The sequence below is a fragment of the Streptomyces sp. NPDC090127 genome, from assembly GCF_044746945.1.
Classification (GTDB): domain Bacteria; phylum Actinomycetota; class Actinomycetes; order Streptomycetales; family Streptomycetaceae; genus Streptomyces.
In genome coordinates, this window is sequence record NZ_JBIVDE010000004.1 from 702,418 (window position 1) to 718,922 (window position 16,505).

General features: G+C 73.6%; 11 protein-coding genes. 5 read left to right on the forward strand and 6 right to left on the reverse strand.

The genetic code is table 11. The annotated features are described in order from the left end of the window. The first annotated feature begins 469 nt into the window (after positions 1–469). Genes ACIPPS_RS18775 through ACIPPS_RS18785 form a run of 3 tightly spaced genes read left to right on the forward strand, consistent with a single transcriptional unit; the run spans position 470 to position 4,797 of the window. On the forward strand, positions 470–1,657 hold the full coding sequence (locus ACIPPS_RS18775; protein ID WP_401433171.1) for a nitrate/nitrite transporter: 1,188 nt from the start codon (positions 470–472) through the stop codon (positions 1,655–1,657). A 49-nt stretch (positions 1,658–1,706) separates the two neighbouring features. Beyond that, the gene (locus ACIPPS_RS18780; RefSeq protein ID WP_401433010.1) at positions 1,707–3,275 is read left to right on the forward strand and encodes an acyl-CoA synthetase; all 1,569 of its coding nucleotides are present in this window, start codon (positions 1,707–1,709) and stop codon (positions 3,273–3,275) included. Continuing rightward, positions 3,268–4,797 (forward strand): carboxyl transferase domain-containing protein, encoded by a 1,530-nt coding sequence (locus tag ACIPPS_RS18785; protein ID WP_401433012.1) that lies wholly within the window; start codon positions 3,268–3,270, stop codon positions 4,795–4,797. Before ACIPPS_RS18780 ends, ACIPPS_RS18785 begins: the two co-directional genes overlap by 8 nt. A gap of 29 nt (positions 4,798–4,826) precedes the next feature. Here ACIPPS_RS18785 and ACIPPS_RS18790 read toward each other — a convergent pair whose 3' ends face one another. The 6 genes from ACIPPS_RS18790 to ACIPPS_RS18815 all read right to left on the reverse strand — a co-directional run bounded on the left by ACIPPS_RS18790 (position 4,827) and on the right by ACIPPS_RS18815 (position 12,375). Then, positions 4,827–5,006, reverse strand: a complete 180-nt coding sequence (locus tag ACIPPS_RS18790) for a hypothetical protein (protein WP_401433014.1) — start codon at positions 5,004–5,006, stop codon at positions 4,827–4,829. 157 nt (positions 5,007–5,163) lie between these two features. Then, positions 5,164–8,835, reverse strand: a complete 3,672-nt coding sequence (locus ACIPPS_RS18795) for a S8 family serine peptidase (RefSeq protein WP_401433017.1) — start codon at positions 8,833–8,835, stop codon at positions 5,164–5,166. A gap of 124 nt (positions 8,836–8,959) precedes the next feature. Beyond that, complete coding sequence (locus ACIPPS_RS18800; protein ID WP_401433019.1) at positions 8,960–10,267, reverse strand: MFS transporter; 1,308 nt, start codon at positions 10,265–10,267, stop codon at positions 8,960–8,962. Next, the gene (locus ACIPPS_RS18805) at positions 10,264–10,710 is read right to left on the reverse strand and encodes a GNAT family N-acetyltransferase (protein WP_401433021.1); all 447 of its coding nucleotides are present in this window, start codon (positions 10,708–10,710) and stop codon (positions 10,264–10,266) included. The genes ACIPPS_RS18800 and ACIPPS_RS18805 overlap by 4 nt, the downstream gene beginning before the upstream one ends. Positions 10,711–10,831: 121 nt before the next feature. Next, positions 10,832–11,683, reverse strand: a complete 852-nt coding sequence (locus ACIPPS_RS18810; RefSeq protein WP_401433024.1) for an aldo/keto reductase — start codon at positions 11,681–11,683, stop codon at positions 10,832–10,834. Between the two features lie 176 nt (positions 11,684–11,859). Next, positions 11,860–12,375: a MarR family winged helix-turn-helix transcriptional regulator gene (locus tag ACIPPS_RS18815; protein ID WP_401433027.1), complete on the reverse strand. Its 516-nt coding sequence runs from the start codon at positions 12,373–12,375 to the stop codon at positions 11,860–11,862. A 112-nt stretch (positions 12,376–12,487) separates the two neighbouring features. On the opposite strand from ACIPPS_RS18815, the gene ACIPPS_RS18820 reads away from it, so the two are divergent. Further along, a complete protein-coding gene (locus ACIPPS_RS18820) occupies positions 12,488–12,904 on the forward strand; it encodes an organic hydroperoxide resistance protein (protein WP_401433030.1) in 417 nt (138 codons plus the stop codon). 680 nt (positions 12,905–13,584) lie between these two features. Then, on the forward strand, positions 13,585–16,446 hold the full coding sequence (locus ACIPPS_RS18825; protein ID WP_401433033.1) for an AAA family ATPase: 2,862 nt from the start codon (positions 13,585–13,587) through the stop codon (positions 16,444–16,446). Positions 16,447–16,505: the final 59 nt, after the last annotated feature.

The window sequence follows — 16,505 nt, forward strand, 5'->3', positions numbered from 1 at the left end:
CGGTCCGGCGGCCCGTCCGTCACGCCCCGCGAGCCACTCCGCCACCTCCCCGCACAGGGGTCCGTCACGCCCCGCGAGCCACTCCGCCACCTCCCCGCACAGGGGTCCGTCATGACCCGCGAGGCACTCCACCACCTCCCCGCACAGGGGTCCGTCATGACCCGCGAGGCACTCCACCACCTCCCCGCACAGGGGTCCGTCACGCCCCCGAGGCCGCCCGTCGCGTCCCGCACGGGCCGCCCGCCACCTCCCCGCACAGGCGTCCGTCACGTCTCGCGAGGCCGTCCGCGTCACGCCCCCGAGGCCGCCCGTCGCGTCCCGCACGGGCCGCCCGTCATGCGTCCCGCGCAGGCCGTGTCGGCGGCCCCCGTACGGCCCAGTCCGGCGCGCCTCGCCCGGTCGCTCGAATTTGACTGGTCGCGTGGACACCCTCGCGAAACCCTCCGGCGCCGCCTACCGGAACCTGGTCATGGCCACGATCGGCTTCGCGCTCACCTTCTGGGCGTGGGACCTGATCGCCCCGCTGGCCAGTTGGTACGGAGAGCGGCTGAAACTCAGCTCCTTCGAGCAGTCGCTGCTCGTCGCCGTCCCCGTCCTGGTGGGCTCGCTGGGCCGGATCCCGGTCGGCGCGCTCACCGACCGCTACGGCGCCAAGGTGATGTTCCCGCTGATCTCGGCGCTGACGATCGTGCCCGTCCTGCTCCTGATCCCGGCGAAGAACTCGTACGGCGCGATGCTCGCCGTCGGCTTCCTCCTCGGCCTAGGCGGCACGACCTTCGCGATCGGCATCCCGCTGGTCAACTCCTGGTTCCCGCCCGCCAAGCGGGGCCTGGCGCTCGGTGTCTTCGGCATGGGCATGGGCGGCGTGGCGCTCTCCGGCTACTTCACCCCGCGCATCGCCGAGCACGGCGAGAACCTGCCGTTCGTCGTGGTGGCGATCGCCCTCGCCGGCTACGCCGTCCTCGCCGTCTTCCTGGTCACCGACCGCCCCGACCGGCCGGTCCCCACCGCTTCCCTCTCCACCCGGCTCGGCGAGGCGGGCCGGCTGCGGGTGACCTGGGAACTGTCGGCGCTGTACGCGATCGGCTTCGGCGGCATCGTCGCCTTCGGGGTGTACCTGCCGACGTATCTGAAGACCTGGTACGCGCTCGACCCGACCGACGCCGGGACGAAGGCCGCCGGTTTCGCGCTGGTCACCGTCGTCTTCCGGCCGATCGGCGGCTGGCTCTCGGACCGGATCCACCCCGCCCTGGTCACCGCGGCCGCGCTCGGCCTCGTCGCCCTGCTCGCCATCGTCCAGGCCTTCGACCCGCCGCTGAACCCGGGCGGCACGATCGCGCTGCTCTGCATGGCCGCCGGGCTCGGCACGGCGAGCGGCTCGGTCTTCGCGCTGGTCTCGCAGGTCACCCCGCAGCCGCAGGTCGGCAGCGTCACCGGCATCGTCGGGGCGATGGGCGGGCTCGGCGGGTTCGTACCGCCGCTGGTGATGGGCGCGATCTACAGCGCCAAGGACTCCTACTCGATCGGATTCATGCTCCTGTCCGACCTCGCGCTCGCGGGCTGTGTGTACGCGTACGGCCGGATGCGGACGATCCGTCCCCGATCGGAGGAGGGCGGGGCCCCGGAGGTGAGCAAGGTCGCAGCGCGCCGCCCCTGAGCGCGGGAAGAATGCCTCTCGGCATCCCGCTACGCGAGGAGGACGACCCTTGAACGCGCTGTTCCCGGCTCTGAAGGCCGGCTCGGACCGGCCCGCCCTGCGCTTCGGCGCGGACACGCTGACGTACGAGGAGCTGGGCCGGGCGGCCGGCGCCCTGGTGGCCCGGATCGCGGACGCGGGGCGCGTCGCCGTCTGGGCCACGCCGACCGCCCGGACGGCGGTCGCGGTGGTGGGCGCGCTGCTGGCCGGCGTACCGGCCGTCCCGCTCAACCCGCGTACCGGCGAGCGGGAGTTGGCGCACATCCTCGCCGACAGCGCTCCGGGCGTCGTGCTCGCGGGCGCGGACGACGTCCTACCTCCGGGGCTCGCGGAACTCCCCCGGATCGACGTGGAGACCGTGGTCGCGCGCCACACCCCGAACTCCGCGCCCTCCGCCGGAGCCTCCTCCGACGGGGCCCTCTCCGACGGAGCCTTCCCCGACGGCGCCTTCCCCGACGGGCCGGACGACCCCGAGACGGCCGCGCTGATCGTCTACACCTCCGGCACCACCGGCCCGCCCAAGGGCGTCGTGCTCTCCCACCGGGCCGTCGCCGCCTCGCTGGACGCCCTGGAGGAGGCCTGGGCCTGGACGGCGGACGACGTGCTCGTGCACGCGCTGCCGCTCTTCCATGTGCACGGCCTGATCCTGGGCGTCCTCGGCCCGTTGCGGCGCGGCGGCTCCGTGCGGCACCTCGGCGCGTTCTCCGTCGAGGGCGTGGCCCGGGAGCTGGGTGCGGGCGGCGGCACGATGCTGTTCGGCGTACCGACGATGTACCACCGGATCGCGGACGCGCTGGACGGCGACCCGACGCTGGTACGGGCGCTGTCCGAGGCGCGGCTGCTGGTGTCGGGCTCGGCGGCGCTGCCGGTCCACGACCACGCGCGGATCGCGGTGGCGACGGGCCGGACGGTGATCGAGCGGTACGGCATGACCGAGACGCTGATGCTGTGCTCGCTGCGGGCGGACCCCCGGACCCCCACGTCGGTCGCCGCGGACTCGGCGCCGCGCGCCGGGTCCGTGGGGCTGCCCCTGCGGGGCGTGCGGCTGCGGCTCGTGGAGGAGGACGGCACGGAACTCGGGGCGTACGACGGGGAGAGCGTGGGCGAGATCCAGGTCAGGGGCCCGAACCTGTTCAGCGCGTATCTGAACCGGCCGGACGCGACCGCCGCCGCCTTCGACGGGGAGTGGTTCCGCACCGGGGACATGGCGGTCCGCGAACCCGACGGGTACGTCCGGATCGTGGGCCGCAAGGCGACGGACCTGATCAAGAGCGGCGGGTACAAGATCGGCGCCGGCGAGATCGAGAACGCCCTGCTGGACCACCCGGCGGTGGCCGAGGCCGCCGTGACCGGGGAGGCCGACCCGGATCTCGGGGAGCGGATCGTGGCGTGGGTGGTGCCGGCGGACGCGGAGAAGCCGCCGACGGCCGCGGAGTTGGCGGACCACGTCGCCGGTCTGCTCGCCCCGCACAAGCGGCCGCGGACCGTCCACTTCCTCGGCGCGCTGCCCCGCAACGACATGGGCAAGCTCCTGAAGAAGGCGCTGCCCGAGGCCCTCGCGGAGGCCCGCCGTGGCTGAGCGGCTCACCGCCCGTCAGGTCGTCGCGCTGGTCGCCGACGACTTCGCGCCGCTGCGCGCCCGCGCCCCGGACGAGCCGCCGCGACCGGACGGTCCGATCGGGTGGGCCGGGTACGACGCGGCACGCGCGCGTGCCGCCGAGAGGACCGGTGAGGAGGAGTCCGTCCTGTACGGCAGGGCGACGATCGGCGGTCACCCGGTGGTCCTGGCCGCGTTCGAGTTCGGCTTCCTGGGCGGCTCGCTCGGGCAGGCCGCCGGTGACCGGCTGGTCGCCGCGTACCGCACCGCCGCGGCCGATCGGGTACCGCTGGTGTCGCTCGTGGCGACGGGCGGCAGCCGGATGCAGGAGGGCATGATCGCCCTGACCCAGCTCCAGCGGGTGGCCGAGGCGACCGTACGGCTACGGCACGCGGGGGTCCCCCACGTCTCCGTCCTGCGCGACCCGTCGACCGGTGGCGGCTGGGCGACGGTCGGGGCGGGCGCGGACGTGGTCCTCGCCCTGCCCTCCGCCCAGGTGGCCTTCGCGGGCTCCCGGGTCCGGCCGCGGGACGCCGACCCGTCCGCGTACACGGCGGAGGAGCAGTACGCCCACGGGCACGTGGACGCGCTCGTCGCCCCGGCCGACCTGCGGGCGACGCTCGCCCTGTGGCTACGGCTCCTGACGGGCGGCGCACCCGCCCGCACGGACGACGAGCCGGCCGCCCGGATCGCACCCGCCGACCCCCCGGCCACCGCACCCGCCCACACGGACGACGAGCCGGCCGCCCGGATCGCACCCGCCGACCCCCCGGCCACCACACCCGCCGCGCCCGCCACACCCGCCGACCCCTCGGCCGTCGCCCCCGCTCCCCCGCCCCGCGCGCTCGCCGAGGCCGGGCCGCCCGGGACCGGGTGGGAGGCCGTCGTACGGGCCCGGGCCGCCGCGCGTCCCCGGGCCGGGGCCTATCTGGACGCGTACTTCGACGTGCGGGCGACCGTGCGGGGCGATCGGGCCGGTGGGGTGGACGACGGTGTGGAGTGCGGGTTCGGGCTGCACGAGGGGCGGACGGTCGCGTACGCGGCGCAGGACGGTTCGGCGACCCGCCCCGCGGGTTTCCGGACCGTCGCCCGGCTGATCCGGCTCGCGGACCGCCTCGGGATCCCGGTGCTCACGCTGATCGACACCCCGGGCGCCGCCAACGACGCCGAGGCGGAGCGGGCCGGGGCTGGCCCGGCCATCGCGGAGGCGTTCACCGCGGTCGCCGAGGCACGGGTCCCGGTCACCTCGCTCCTGGTCGGCGAGGGCGGCTCCGGCGGCGCCCTCGCGCTCGCCGCGCGCGGCTCCACCTGGACCACGCCCGACGGCTACTTCTCCGTCATCGCGCCCGAACTCGCCTCGGCCATCCTCAAGCGCTCCCCCGACGAGGCCCCGGCCACCGCCGACCAGCTCCGGCTGCGCCCACAGGACCTGGTGGAGCTGGGCGTGGTGCGCGGGATCGTGTGCCGAACGGACGGCGGGCAGCACGAAGCCCCCTCGCGGTGAGGGGGCTTCGTTGGCGCGCCGTGCGAGCGTCAGTCGCCCACGCACACGCTGAAGTCGCCGCAGACGACGATGCCGACGTCGACGGGACCGTGCTCGACGACGTACACGTCGTTGTCACCGAACTCCGGTCCGCCGTGGGCGAGGGCGGCACCGGAGCCGCCGAGCACGGCGGCGGCGGTCAGGGCGAGCGTGACCAGGGTCTTGCGCATGGAAAACCTCCTGATTGAGCGGGGTTGCTCACCTCGGAGCCTGACCACGGCATAGGACAGCGGCAAACGCTGACGGGCGTTCGGGGCACAACGTGGCCCATCCGAGGCACGGCGGGGAGCGCGGGCGCCGCGCTCGGCGCCCCGCCGTGCCCGGGGGTCACCGCACGCCCACCGCCCGGATGATCTCCTGCGTGACCGCGCCGCCCCGGTCGTCGGTGGCGCCCGCCCGGAGCGAGATGTACGCGGCGCCGCGCGGCACCCGCAGCTCACCCGTCCAGGACGTGCCGTGCCACGACGTCCCGAGCGTGACCTTCTGCCAGGTCCTGCCGTCGTCGTAGGAGACGTCCAGCGTGCCGCCGCCGATCCGGCCGGTGCCGGCCGCGCCCCGCACGTACTCCGCCGAGATCCCGACCGACAGCCGGTGCCCGCCGCGCACGTCGCCCTTGAGGTCGGTGTCGACGTCGAAGCCGAGGTTGATGAGCGGGAGGACGGTCGCGCGGTCGGCGGGGGTCTCCTTCGAGCGGAACGTCCACTCGGTGTGGCCCTTGGTCGACAGCCGCCAGCGCGCCGGATCCAGCGTGGTGTCGGTGACGACCTTGTACACGGCCTCCTCGGCCGGGGAGTCCCAGGCGTAGGCGCCCGAGCTCTGCCTGCGGTCGACCCGGGTCCCGTTCACGTACACCTCGGTGAACTGGGTCATCGAGTCGTCGCCCCACACGTTGCCGAAGCCGGTGTGGTCGGGGCCGGAGTCGCCCCAGCCGGGGGTGTTGAACTGCAGGTCGTTGCCCGCGCGCTGCTGGCCCCAGCCGAGCCCGGTGCCCAGCCACGGGTGCCAGACCGGCTTGAACCAGTCGCGGTGGGTCGTGCTGTCGCCCCGGTAGGTGAGGATCCCGCCGCGCTGTTCGAGCGAGTCCCCGAGGTCGACCGACTCGTGCCAGCCCTGGCCGCGACCGGTGGAGACGTACTCGGTGCGCTCGGCCGGGAAGGAGGTGTACTCCTTGAAGCCGAAGCCCACCGGGAAGGTGTCGGTGATCGAGTAGCGGAACTCGCCGCCGAGCTCGGTGCGGCCGGTGGGGTTGTGGAACGTGGAGCGTACGGTGGCGAGTTCGTCCTCGTCGGGCCGGAAGACCAGGTCGGACGGGATCGCGCCGGGGTGCCCCTCGGACAGGTCGTAGACGTACGGCGTGAAGCGCGTCCCGGTCACGTCGGCGGTCTTCTTCCGCGCTGCGGCCTCGGCGAGCCGGGCGCCGTCGGCCGCGTTCACGGTCGCGACGGCCAGCGGCCGGTCCTCGAACTCCGCCGTACCGAACCAGGTGTTGAGGCGGCCGGGTGCGTCGTCCGTGACGAAGAGGAGGGCGGCGCCCGCGTCCTGGGCGAGCTGGGCGACGGCGACGGGCGTCAGCGCTCCGGCGCGGACCAGGACGGCCTTGCCCCTGACGTTCCTGCCCGCGTACTCGGCGGCCGTGCCGGTGCCGACGTCGACGAGCCCGAGCCGCGAGCCGCCTTCGAGCAGCGCCGTGCCCGGCTGCGGCGTGGCGCCGGAGAGCCGGACGCCGCCCGCGCTCGCCTCCAGGAGCGGCTTGCCCAGGCGCCACACGGTCCGGTACTCGAAGGTGCCGGTGGCGGGCCTGCGGGTGGGGGCGGCGAAGATCGAGTCGTACGCGATCGGCAGCTGGACGGCGCCGCCGTAGGAGGCCCCGTTCGCCTGCCGGTCGAACTCCATGAGGAGCTGACGGGTCTCGGTCCGCTGCTCGACCTCGGCCCTGATCTCCTTCAGCCGGCGGCCGTCGAGGGTGATCTCGCGGTCGCGGTCGAGGACGATCTCCGGGTCGGTCAGGAAGCCGAGACCGAGGGAGTCCTCGCCGTGCGAGCCGCGGACGTCGAGGAAGGAGGAGACGGTGTACGTGCCGGGGCTCAGGCGCAGTTCGAGCGTGCCGGAGTCGCCGACGGTCGCCGGGAACGCCTCCTCGCCCTCGGCCAGCTTCGCCACTCCGAGGGCCGCGGCCGTGGGTGCGCCGTCCCGGTCCTTGACGTGGACGGTGAGCGTGTAGCGCTCCTCCTCCTTCACCAGGCCGAGCGCGGTGTGCGCGACGGGGGCTCCGGCGGCGGAGGCGATGATCCGGCCGGAGGCCGCGCCGACCGGGGCCTTGCCGCCGTCACCGGTCACCGCGGTCCGCGCGGTGCCGTGGGCGGGGACCGTGAGGGTGGTGTCGGCGAGCGTGACCACGCCCGCGGGCATCCCCTCGACGGCCAGGCTCAACCGCACATCGGCGTCGGAGTGGTTGGTGTACGTGACGGCCTGGGTGACCGGCTCGTTCCCCTCGTACGGCCACGCGAAGAAGCCGAGGTCGGCGGAGCCGGTCGCGGTGACGTCCGCGCCGATCGCGGCGGCCACGTCGACCCGTCCGGCGCCGAGCGCGTAGGCGGAGTCGGGGAGCGTCTTCGACGAGGACATCAGCGCGTCCTTGAGCTGCGCGCCGGTCCAGTCGGGGTGCTTCTCGGCGAGCAGGGCGGCGACGCCCGCGACGTGCGGGGTCGCCATCGACGTACCGCTCATGGAGGTGTAGAGGCCGCTGCCGGTGGCCAGTTGCGAGCGGGCGGCGAGGATGTCGACGCCGGGCGCGGAGAGGTCCGGCTTGAGGGCCTGGTCGCCGTGGCGGGGTCCCTGGCTGGTGAAGTACGCGGCCTGGTCGGCGGAGTCGACGGCGCCGACGGTCAGGGCGGAGTCGGCGGCGCCGGGCGAGCCGATGGAGCCGGGGGCGCCGCTGTTGCCGGCGGCGATGACGAAGAGCGCGCCGGTCTCGGCGCTCAGGGTGTCGACCGCCTGCGCCATCGGGTCGGTGCCGTCGCTGGGTTCGGTCGAACCGAGGCTCATCGAGACGATCTTCGCGTCGATGTCCTTGGCGGCCCACTCCATGCCGGCGATGATCTGCGACTCGCTGCCGGACCCCTCGTCGCTGAGGACCTTGCCGACGGCGAGGGTCGCGCCGGGCGCGACGCCCTTCTCCGTGCCGTCGGAACCGGCGCCGCTGCCGCCGACGGTCGAGGTGACGTGCGTGCCGTGGCCGTCGCGGTCGGCGACCTCCTGGCCCTCGATGAAGGACCTGGACTCGCCGACCCGGTCCTTGAGGTCGGGGTGGCCGAGGTCGGCCCCGGTGTCGAGGACGGCGACCTTCACGCCCTTGCCGGTGAGCCCGGCCTCCCACGCCTTCGGGGTACCGATCTGGGCGTTGGACTCGGCCATGGCGGCCTCGACGCGGCCGTCGAGCCAGACCTTGCCGCCCGTCGAGCGGGTGGCGGGCGAGGTGAACGCGCGCCAGAACGCGGCCGGGTCGGTCGCCTCCACCGCCGCGCCGCCGATGCTGGGCAGGGCGCGGACGGTCGTGGTGCCGCGCGGTGCGGCGGCGCGGGCGTCCTTGCCGGCGCCGTGCGTGACGATCAGCGGCAGATCGTCGGTGATGCCCTGCTCGATGAGGCCGCTGACGTCGAAGAGCCGCTCGTCCAGGACGCCCGAGTCCAGGTAGGGGCGGGCCTCGTCGGGAACGACGGTGACCCGGCCGCCGGAGATCTCGCTGCGTACGGCGCCGGTGGCGCCCTCGACCCGGTCGACCGTGACGGTCTTCTTCCCACCGCCCAGCTCGGTGACGGTGACCCGGTCGCCGGTGACGAGGGTGACGGTGGCGCTCCGCGCGCCGGCGTTCGTGAACGTGTCGGGTACGGCGGGGTCGCCGGCCCCTCCGGCGGCGGCGGTCTGCCCTGCCGTGAGCAGGACCAGGGAGATGCCGGCGGCGAGCAGTCCGGCCCTTCCTCCTGCGGAAGGTCTGATCATCGACGCACTCCTCGGCACCCGGGGGAAGGGGTGGTTCCGGGCCCGCGAGGAGTCTGTTCCGACCGTCAGGTCAGTGAATACGGAACGGCCTGGCGACTATGTGCCGTGGCGGCCAACCGCCATCTCAGGCAGTCGGGTCGAGCGCGTCGTATCGGCGGAAACCGCGCGCGAACAGCGCGAGAACACCGATCGCCAGCACACAGGCGAGGCCGCCGCCGGTGACGGCGACGGCCGGAGAGGTCAGATCGGCGACGGACCCTGCGAGGAAGTCACCGAGTCGGGGCCCGCCCGCGACCACGACGATGAAGACGCCCTGGAGCCGCCCGCGCATCTCGTCCGGGGCGGCGACCTGCATCATCGTGTTGCGGAAGATCATGGAGACGGTGTCGGAGTACCCGGCGAGCGCGAGCAGGAGCAGCCCGAGCCAGAGTTCGCGGGTGAGGCCGAAGACGGCGATGGCGGTGCCCCAGCAGGCGACGGCGATCAGGATCGCCTGCCCGTGGTGGCGGATACGCCCCTGCCAGCCGCTGACGACCCCGCCGAGGAGCGCTCCGGCGGCGGGCGCGGCGGCGAGCAGACCGGTGGTGGTGGCGTCGCCGTCGTACCAGAGGACGGCGACGACGGGGAACAGGGCGCGGGGGTGGGCGAGGATCATCGCGCAGAAGTCCGAGAAGAACGTCATGCGCAGATTGGGCCGGGTGGCGAGGAAGCGGAGTCCGTCGAGGACGGAGGCGCGCTTGGCCGTGCCGGTCCGCTCGGGGAGCATGGAGGGTAGTCGCCACATCGCGTAGAGCGCGGCGGAGAAGGCGACGGCGTCGATGAGGTACGCGGTCTGGAAGCCGGCGAAGCCGACGATGAGGCCGCCGAGGCTCGGGCCGACGAGGGTGCCGAAGGTCGTGGTCATCGAGTTGAGCGCGTTGGCGGCGCGCAGCTGCTCGGGCGGCAGCAGGCGCGGGATCATCGAGGTCCTGGCGGGCGAGTTGAGCGCGCCGCAGACCGACTGCAGGGCCACGATCGCGTACAGGAACCAGACCCGGTGGAAGCCGGCGAACGCGGCGGTGGCGAGGGCGGCGGACAGCACGGCGGAGCCGGTGGCGGAGGCGAGCCCGAGCCTGCGGCGGTCGACGGTGTCGGCGATGGCGCCGCCGTAGAGCCCGAAGACGATCAGGGGCACGAGCGAGAACAGCCCGACGAGCCCGACGGAGAACGGCGAGCGGGTGATCTCGTACACCTGGAGGGAGACCGCGAGCGCGGTCATGCCCTGGCCGACCCAGGAGACGGTGTTGCCGAACCAGAGGCGACGGTAGTGCGCGGACGTACGGAGCGGGGTGAGGTCGGCGAAGACGCGGCGCCGCTCGGTCCGTTCGGTCTGCTCGCTCTGTGCGGCCCGCTCGCCGGGTTCGGCCTCGTGGGTCTTGTCGGTGGCGCTCACGCGATGTCGTACCGGAGCTCGGGGCGCGCCCAGTGGATCCGCCCGGCGGGCTCGACGGTGCCGGTGCGACGGGCGCCGGTCCGCAGGTAGAACTCCTCGGCGGGCGGATGCGCGACGACCCGCACGGCCCCGAGCCCGGCGGCCCGCGCCTGCTCCCGCATGTGGTCCATGAGCACCCGGCCGACGCCCCGCCCCTGCGCGGCGTCGGCGACGAAGGCGAGATCGAGCTCGGCCTCGTCGAGCAGGAGGGCGTAGAACCCGAGCACGCGCTCGTCGGCGTCGACGGCGACGAAGACGGGGTGGTGCTCGATGTAGGACCCTCCGACGGTGTAGCCGTCGACCATGGCGGCGTAGTCACCCCGGTAGGCACGGGACTTCCGCACGAGGTGACTGAGACGACGCGAGTCGTCGGCGGTGGCGCGCCGGACGGTGAGGGAGGACATGGGGGTGAGTATAGGACTGGGGTGCGGTTCGGTCCTTACCAGCACGCGCCGGGCGACGCGCCGCCCTCGGAACGGCCCCCTCCCGTGCCGAGGGGGCCGTCCGCGTCTCGCCCGCGTGCCGTCAGGCGTCCACCCGGACCGTGCCCAGCCTGCCGACGGCGGCCGGGTCCCGGTGGTCGAAGAAGAGCGAGCGGTCGGTGTCGAGACCGGCGATGGCCGCCATCTCGTCGTCGGCGAGTTCGAAGTCGAAGACGGCGAAGTTCTCCGCCATCCGCGCGGCGCGGACCGACTTGGGGATCGCGACGACACCGCGCTGGATCAGCCAGCGCAGGACCACCTGGGCCACGGACTTGCCGTGTTCGGCGCCGATCCGGCTGAGCAGGGGCTGGCCGAAGAGGTCGTTGCGGCCCTCGGCGAACCCGCCCCACGACTGGATCTGGACCCCGTGCTCGCGCATGAGCTCCTGGTCGGCGACGCGCTGGAAGAACGGGTGGGTCTCGATCTGGTCGACCGCGGGCGTGACCTCGTTGTGGAGGAGGAGGTCGAGGAGCCGGTCGGGATAGAAGTTGGCGACGCCGATCGCCCGGGCCCGGCCCTCGCGGTGCGCCTTCTCCATCGCACGCCACTGGCCGTAGACGTCGCCGTAGGGCTGGTGCATCAGATACAGGTCGACATGGTCGAGGCCGAGTTTGGACAGGGACGCCTCGAAGGCGCGCTCGGCGTTCTCCTGCGCGGGGGCGTCCTGGATCCAGAGCTTGGTGGTGACGAACAGCTCCTCGCGCGCGATGCCGCTCCTGCTGATCGCGCGGCCGACGGCTTCCTCGTTGCCGTAGGCGGCTGCCGTGTCGAGCAGCCGGTATCCGACGGCGAGGGCGTCGGTGACGGCCTCCTCGGTCTGCTCCGGCGGGATCTGGTAGACGCCGAAGCCGAGGATCGGCATCCGGACGCCGTTGTTCAGGGTGACGTACTCCATCGGACTTCCGTTCGGTGCGGGCGGTGGTGGGCGTTCGGGCTTCCCCGCCACGCTCGCGCACCCCGACGACTCCCGCACCCCGACGACTCCCGCACGCCGACGGCCCCCGCACCCCGACGACTCCCGCACGCCGACGGCCCCCGCACCCCGACGACTCCCGCACCCCGGCGGATCGTCTACGCCTGGTGCCGCCCCGGGCCTCCCAGCGCCTCCGGGTCGGCCGCGTCGAGGCGGGCGGCCAGCTCGGTGAGCTGGGCGCGCAGGCCTCGGATCTCCTCCAGGTCCAGGCCGGTCGCCGTGGCGATCCGCATCGGCACTCCCAGGGCCTGCTCCCGCAACGCGACGCCCGCCTCGGTGGGGCGCGCGGTCACCGAGCGCTCATCCTCGGGGCTGCGCCGCCGCTCGACGTAGCCGGCCGCCTCCAGCCGCTTGAGCAGCGGCGACAGCGTCCCGGAGTCGAGGCGCAGGTGCTCGCCGATCCGCTTGACCGGCAGCTCGCCGTGCTCCCAGAGCACCAGCATCACCAGGTACTGGGGGTAGGTGAGCCCGAGCTCCTTGAGCGCGGTCCGGTAGACGCCGTTGAAGGCGCGGGTCGCGGCGTGCAGCGAGAAGCAGATCTGGTGGTCGAGCCGGAGGAAGTCCGCCTCCGGGTTCGCCCGGTCCGTGTCGGGGGTCGTGTCGAGCGTCTCCATGGCTCCAGGGTACGGGACCACCTCACGGACGATTGAGTTGTGCGCAATTGAATTGCACGCTACGGTTTACCGCAGACACCGACCGAGCACGGACCGGAAAACGAGGACCTCCATGAACGCGATCTACACCGCCGTCGCCACCGCCAACGGCCGCGAGGGCCGCGCCGTCAGCTCCGACGGCCACATCGACCTCCCCCTCGCCCACCCCCAGGCGCTCGGCGGCGACGGCCGGGGCACCAACCCCGAGCAGCTCTTCGCCGCCGGGTACGCGGCCTGCTTCGCCAGCGCGATGGGTGTCGTGGCACGCCAGGAGAAGATCGACATCACGGACGCCTCGATCACCGCCGAGGTCTCCATCGGCAAGGACGAGACGGACGGCGGCTTCGGCCTCGCGGTCGTCATGCGCGCCGAGTTCCCGGACCACCTCCAGGGCGAGCCGGGCCTCTCGCTGCTGGAGAAGACCCACGCGTTCTGCCCGTACTCCAAGGCCACCCGCGGCAACATCCAGGTCGAGCTCGTCGTCGAGTAGCCATCCGACGCCTCGCACCGCCTCCGGACACGACCGAGGGCCCGTACGCGTCCCCCGACACGTACGGGCCCTCGGCGCGTCTCGCCCCGGGCGCCGGCACCGGCAGGGACCGCCGCCGCGGCGGCGGCCGCACAGGGCGGGCGTTCTTTTTTCGGTCCACAGAATGCCGGCGCGCGTCAAGGGGTGGCGCTCTGCCCGGCGTTCGGCGCGGAGGGCGCCCGGTGTGGCCGCATGGGGGTTTTGTCAGCATCATCGGAGCGTTCGGAACAGCCAGGTTAAAGTCTGATTTCCGGCCGAAAAAATGCGGTGCGTGGGGCGCCATCCAGCGGAATCGTCTCGTCATGAACCACATCACCGGCCCCTGGTGGCCGATCTCCGTACGTCATCCGTACGCGCCCACCCCGATGGACGGCCCGACAGCCCACCACGAGCGAATGTGACGCGTTTCACGGACCCCTCCCCGCCGTCGAATATTCCGGCCCCTCGGCCGTGATCCCCCAGGCACGACGGACTCCCTTGTATTCAGCGGCCAATCGGAGCCTGTACCTCCGCCGTGGACGTTGGTTGCCGTGCTCGGGAGACCGGGTTTTACTGGGCAGAGCTCGCCAGCGGATCAATCGTTCGACACGTCTGGCGCACCCCTTCTCCGATACAGCTGAATACGAAGCGGAGTCGAAAGAATGCCTCCAAGAACAGCGTCGGTCGTTCTGGACGAGCTCACTCCCCCGCCCCATCCCCACCTCATATGCGAGCGTGAGGAACAGTTATCGGTCATGCGGCGCCTCCTCGGCGAAGCCCTGGGAGGGAACAGCAGGATCGCGGTCGTGAGCGGGGCGGCCGGGCACGGCAAGACCGAACTCCTCGCCGCCCTCGCCGAGGAGGCCGGGCTCGCCGGCGTGGTGCACCTCTCCGCGACCGCCTCCCGCATGGAGCGGTACGTGCCCTTCGGCGTCCTCGCCCAGCTGTTCCGGGGCGTGGAGCTGCCGCCCGCGGCCGCCGGTCACGTGGCCCATCTGCTCGACCGGGCCCTGAGCGCCGACGCAGCCAACGTGCAGGACGCCGTCGCCATCCCGCCGCGGCTCTTCCACCAGATGGGCACGGCCCTGCACGACCTCGTCAAGTACGTCGAGCGGCCGCTGCTCATCAGCGTCGACGACGTCGAGTACGCGGACACCCCGTCCCTGCTGTGTCTGTCCTCGCTCACCCGTCGGCTGCGCGCGACGCCGCTCCTCCTCGTCCTCAACGAACTCCCCTCCCCCCGCCGTTCCAGCACCCTGCTACGCGCGGAGCTTCCCCCGGAGCCGGTCTGCCACCGCGTGCGGCTGCCGCCCCTCTCCCTCGACGGGGTGCGCGCCCTGCTCGCGGCGCGCCTCGGCGCGGGCGCGGCCCAGGCCCTGGGTACGGAGTGCCTCGCCGCCACCGGCGGCAATCCGTTCCTCGTCCGCGGCCTGGTCGAGGACAGCATCGCGGCGACGACGCGGGGGCCCGCCCCGGCACTGTCCGCGGGCACCCTCTTCGAGCAGGCCGTCCTCGGCTGCCTCTACCGCTGCGCCACCTCGGTACGGACGATCGCGCGGATCATGGCCGTCCTGCACGACCCGCGGTACGTGCCGCTGCTCGTCCAACTCCCGGGCACCCACCCGCAGTCCCTGAACCTGGCGCTCGGCACGCTGGAGGAGACGGGTCTGCTCAGCGACGGCGCCTGGCGCCACCCCGACGCGCGCACCGCCGTCCTGCACGACATGACCCCCGAGGCGCGTGCCGAACTGCACACCCGGATCGGGACCCTGCTCTTCAAGAACGGCGCTCCGGTGACGGCGGTCGCGCACCACCTCGTCGCCGCGAGCCAGATCGACAACGACTGCGCCGCCGCCGTCCTGCTGGAGGCCGCGCAGGAGGGCCTCTCGACGGGCGACACCACACTCGCGACCGACTGCCTCTCCGTCGCGTACCGGTACGACCGCAGCAAGGAGCACTTCACCGCCACGACGGCGATGCTCTTCCGCACCGAGTGGCGGTCCGATCCGCGGACCGCGGCCCGTCGACTGCCGTCCCTCCTGGAGGCGGCCCGCTGCGGCCTGCTGACGGGGCGTCATGTGGCGGCGCCGGTGGACGCGCTGCTCTGGTTCGGCCGCCCGCGCGCGGCCCTGGATCTCCTGGAGCAGATGGAGCGGCACGCCCGGCTGCGCCAGGACGCGGAGGCGTCGGCCACCCTGCGGAGGTGCCGGACCACCCTCGTCCTGCTGTATCCGGCCATGGCGGAGGAGGAGGGCGACACCACGGCGGCGGCCGGCGAGTCGTACGTCCCGCCGGCCGCCACCCGGGGCCAGACGCTCGTCGAACTGGAGCGCGTACTGCGGGACGGCCCCGGGCCGCTCTCCGCCCTGTGCGCGGAACAGGCGCTGGTCAGCCACCGGTTGGACGACGACACGCTGATCCCTCTGGTGCTCGCGGTCAGCACGCTGATCTTCAACGGGGTCCACGACTCGGCCGAACAGTGGATCGACTCGCTCTCCGCCGCGGCCCGGAGCCGGTCCGCACCCATCTGGCAGGCGCTCTTCGAGAGCCTGCGGGCGTCGCTGGCCCTGCACCGGGGTGACCCGGCCGAGGCCGCGCGGCTGGCCGAGCGGGCCCTCGCCGAGATGCCGGCCGCCGGCTGGGGCATCCACATCGGGCTGCCGCTGACGGTCACCCTGGAGGCGTACACCGTCCTGGGCTCGCACGACCGGGCGCTGGCCCAGCTCCAGGTGGAGCCGCCCGAGGCCATGTTCCAGACCCTGCTCGGGGCCTGCTACCTCCGTGCCCGCGGCAACGCGCTGCTCGCGAGCGGCCAGTCGCAGGCGGCCCTGGACGACTTCGCCGCCGTCGGTGAACTGGCCACCCGCTGGCAGATGGACGTCCCGGCCCTGCTGCCCTGGCGCACCGACGTGGCACGGGCCCACCTGGCACGCGGCGAGCTGGCGCGCGCCCGGGAACTGGCCGCCGAGCAGTCGGTCCTGGTGGGACCGGGGCACCACGAGGCGCGCTCCCTGACCCTGCGGACACTCGCGGCCACCGCACCCCCGCAAGAGCGGATCAAGCTCCTGGGGCAGGCCCTGGAGGCCGCGCAGAAGTGCGGCAACACGCTGGAACTCGCGTACACGTTCAGCGCGTTGAGTCGGTGCCACCTCGACACCGGGCAGTACAGCAAGGGCCGGATGGCGCTGCGCAGGGCCCGTCAGCTCGCCGAGCGGTCCGGCGTGCCGCTACCTGCCCGGACACCGCCGGAAGGGGGGCGAAGACCTCAGGAGCTGGCCGCCGTGGTGACCGGTGGGGAGAAGCTGGTCGGCGTGCTGAGCGACGCGGAGATGCGGGTGGTGGCCCTGGCCGTCCGCGGCCACAGCAACCGCCAGATCGCGGCCAAGCTCTTCGTCACCGTCAGCACCGTCGAGCAGCACCTCACCCGCGTGTACCGGAAGCTCGGGATCAAGCGGCGCAGTGACCTGGCCCTCGCCGTGAACGGCGAGGGCGGACCGGTGATCACGACCCGCCGCGCCTCCTGAGCCCGGGGAGTCGGCCTCCCGGCGCGTGGCCGCGGATCGCGGCCCGCCCAGGGGGCCCC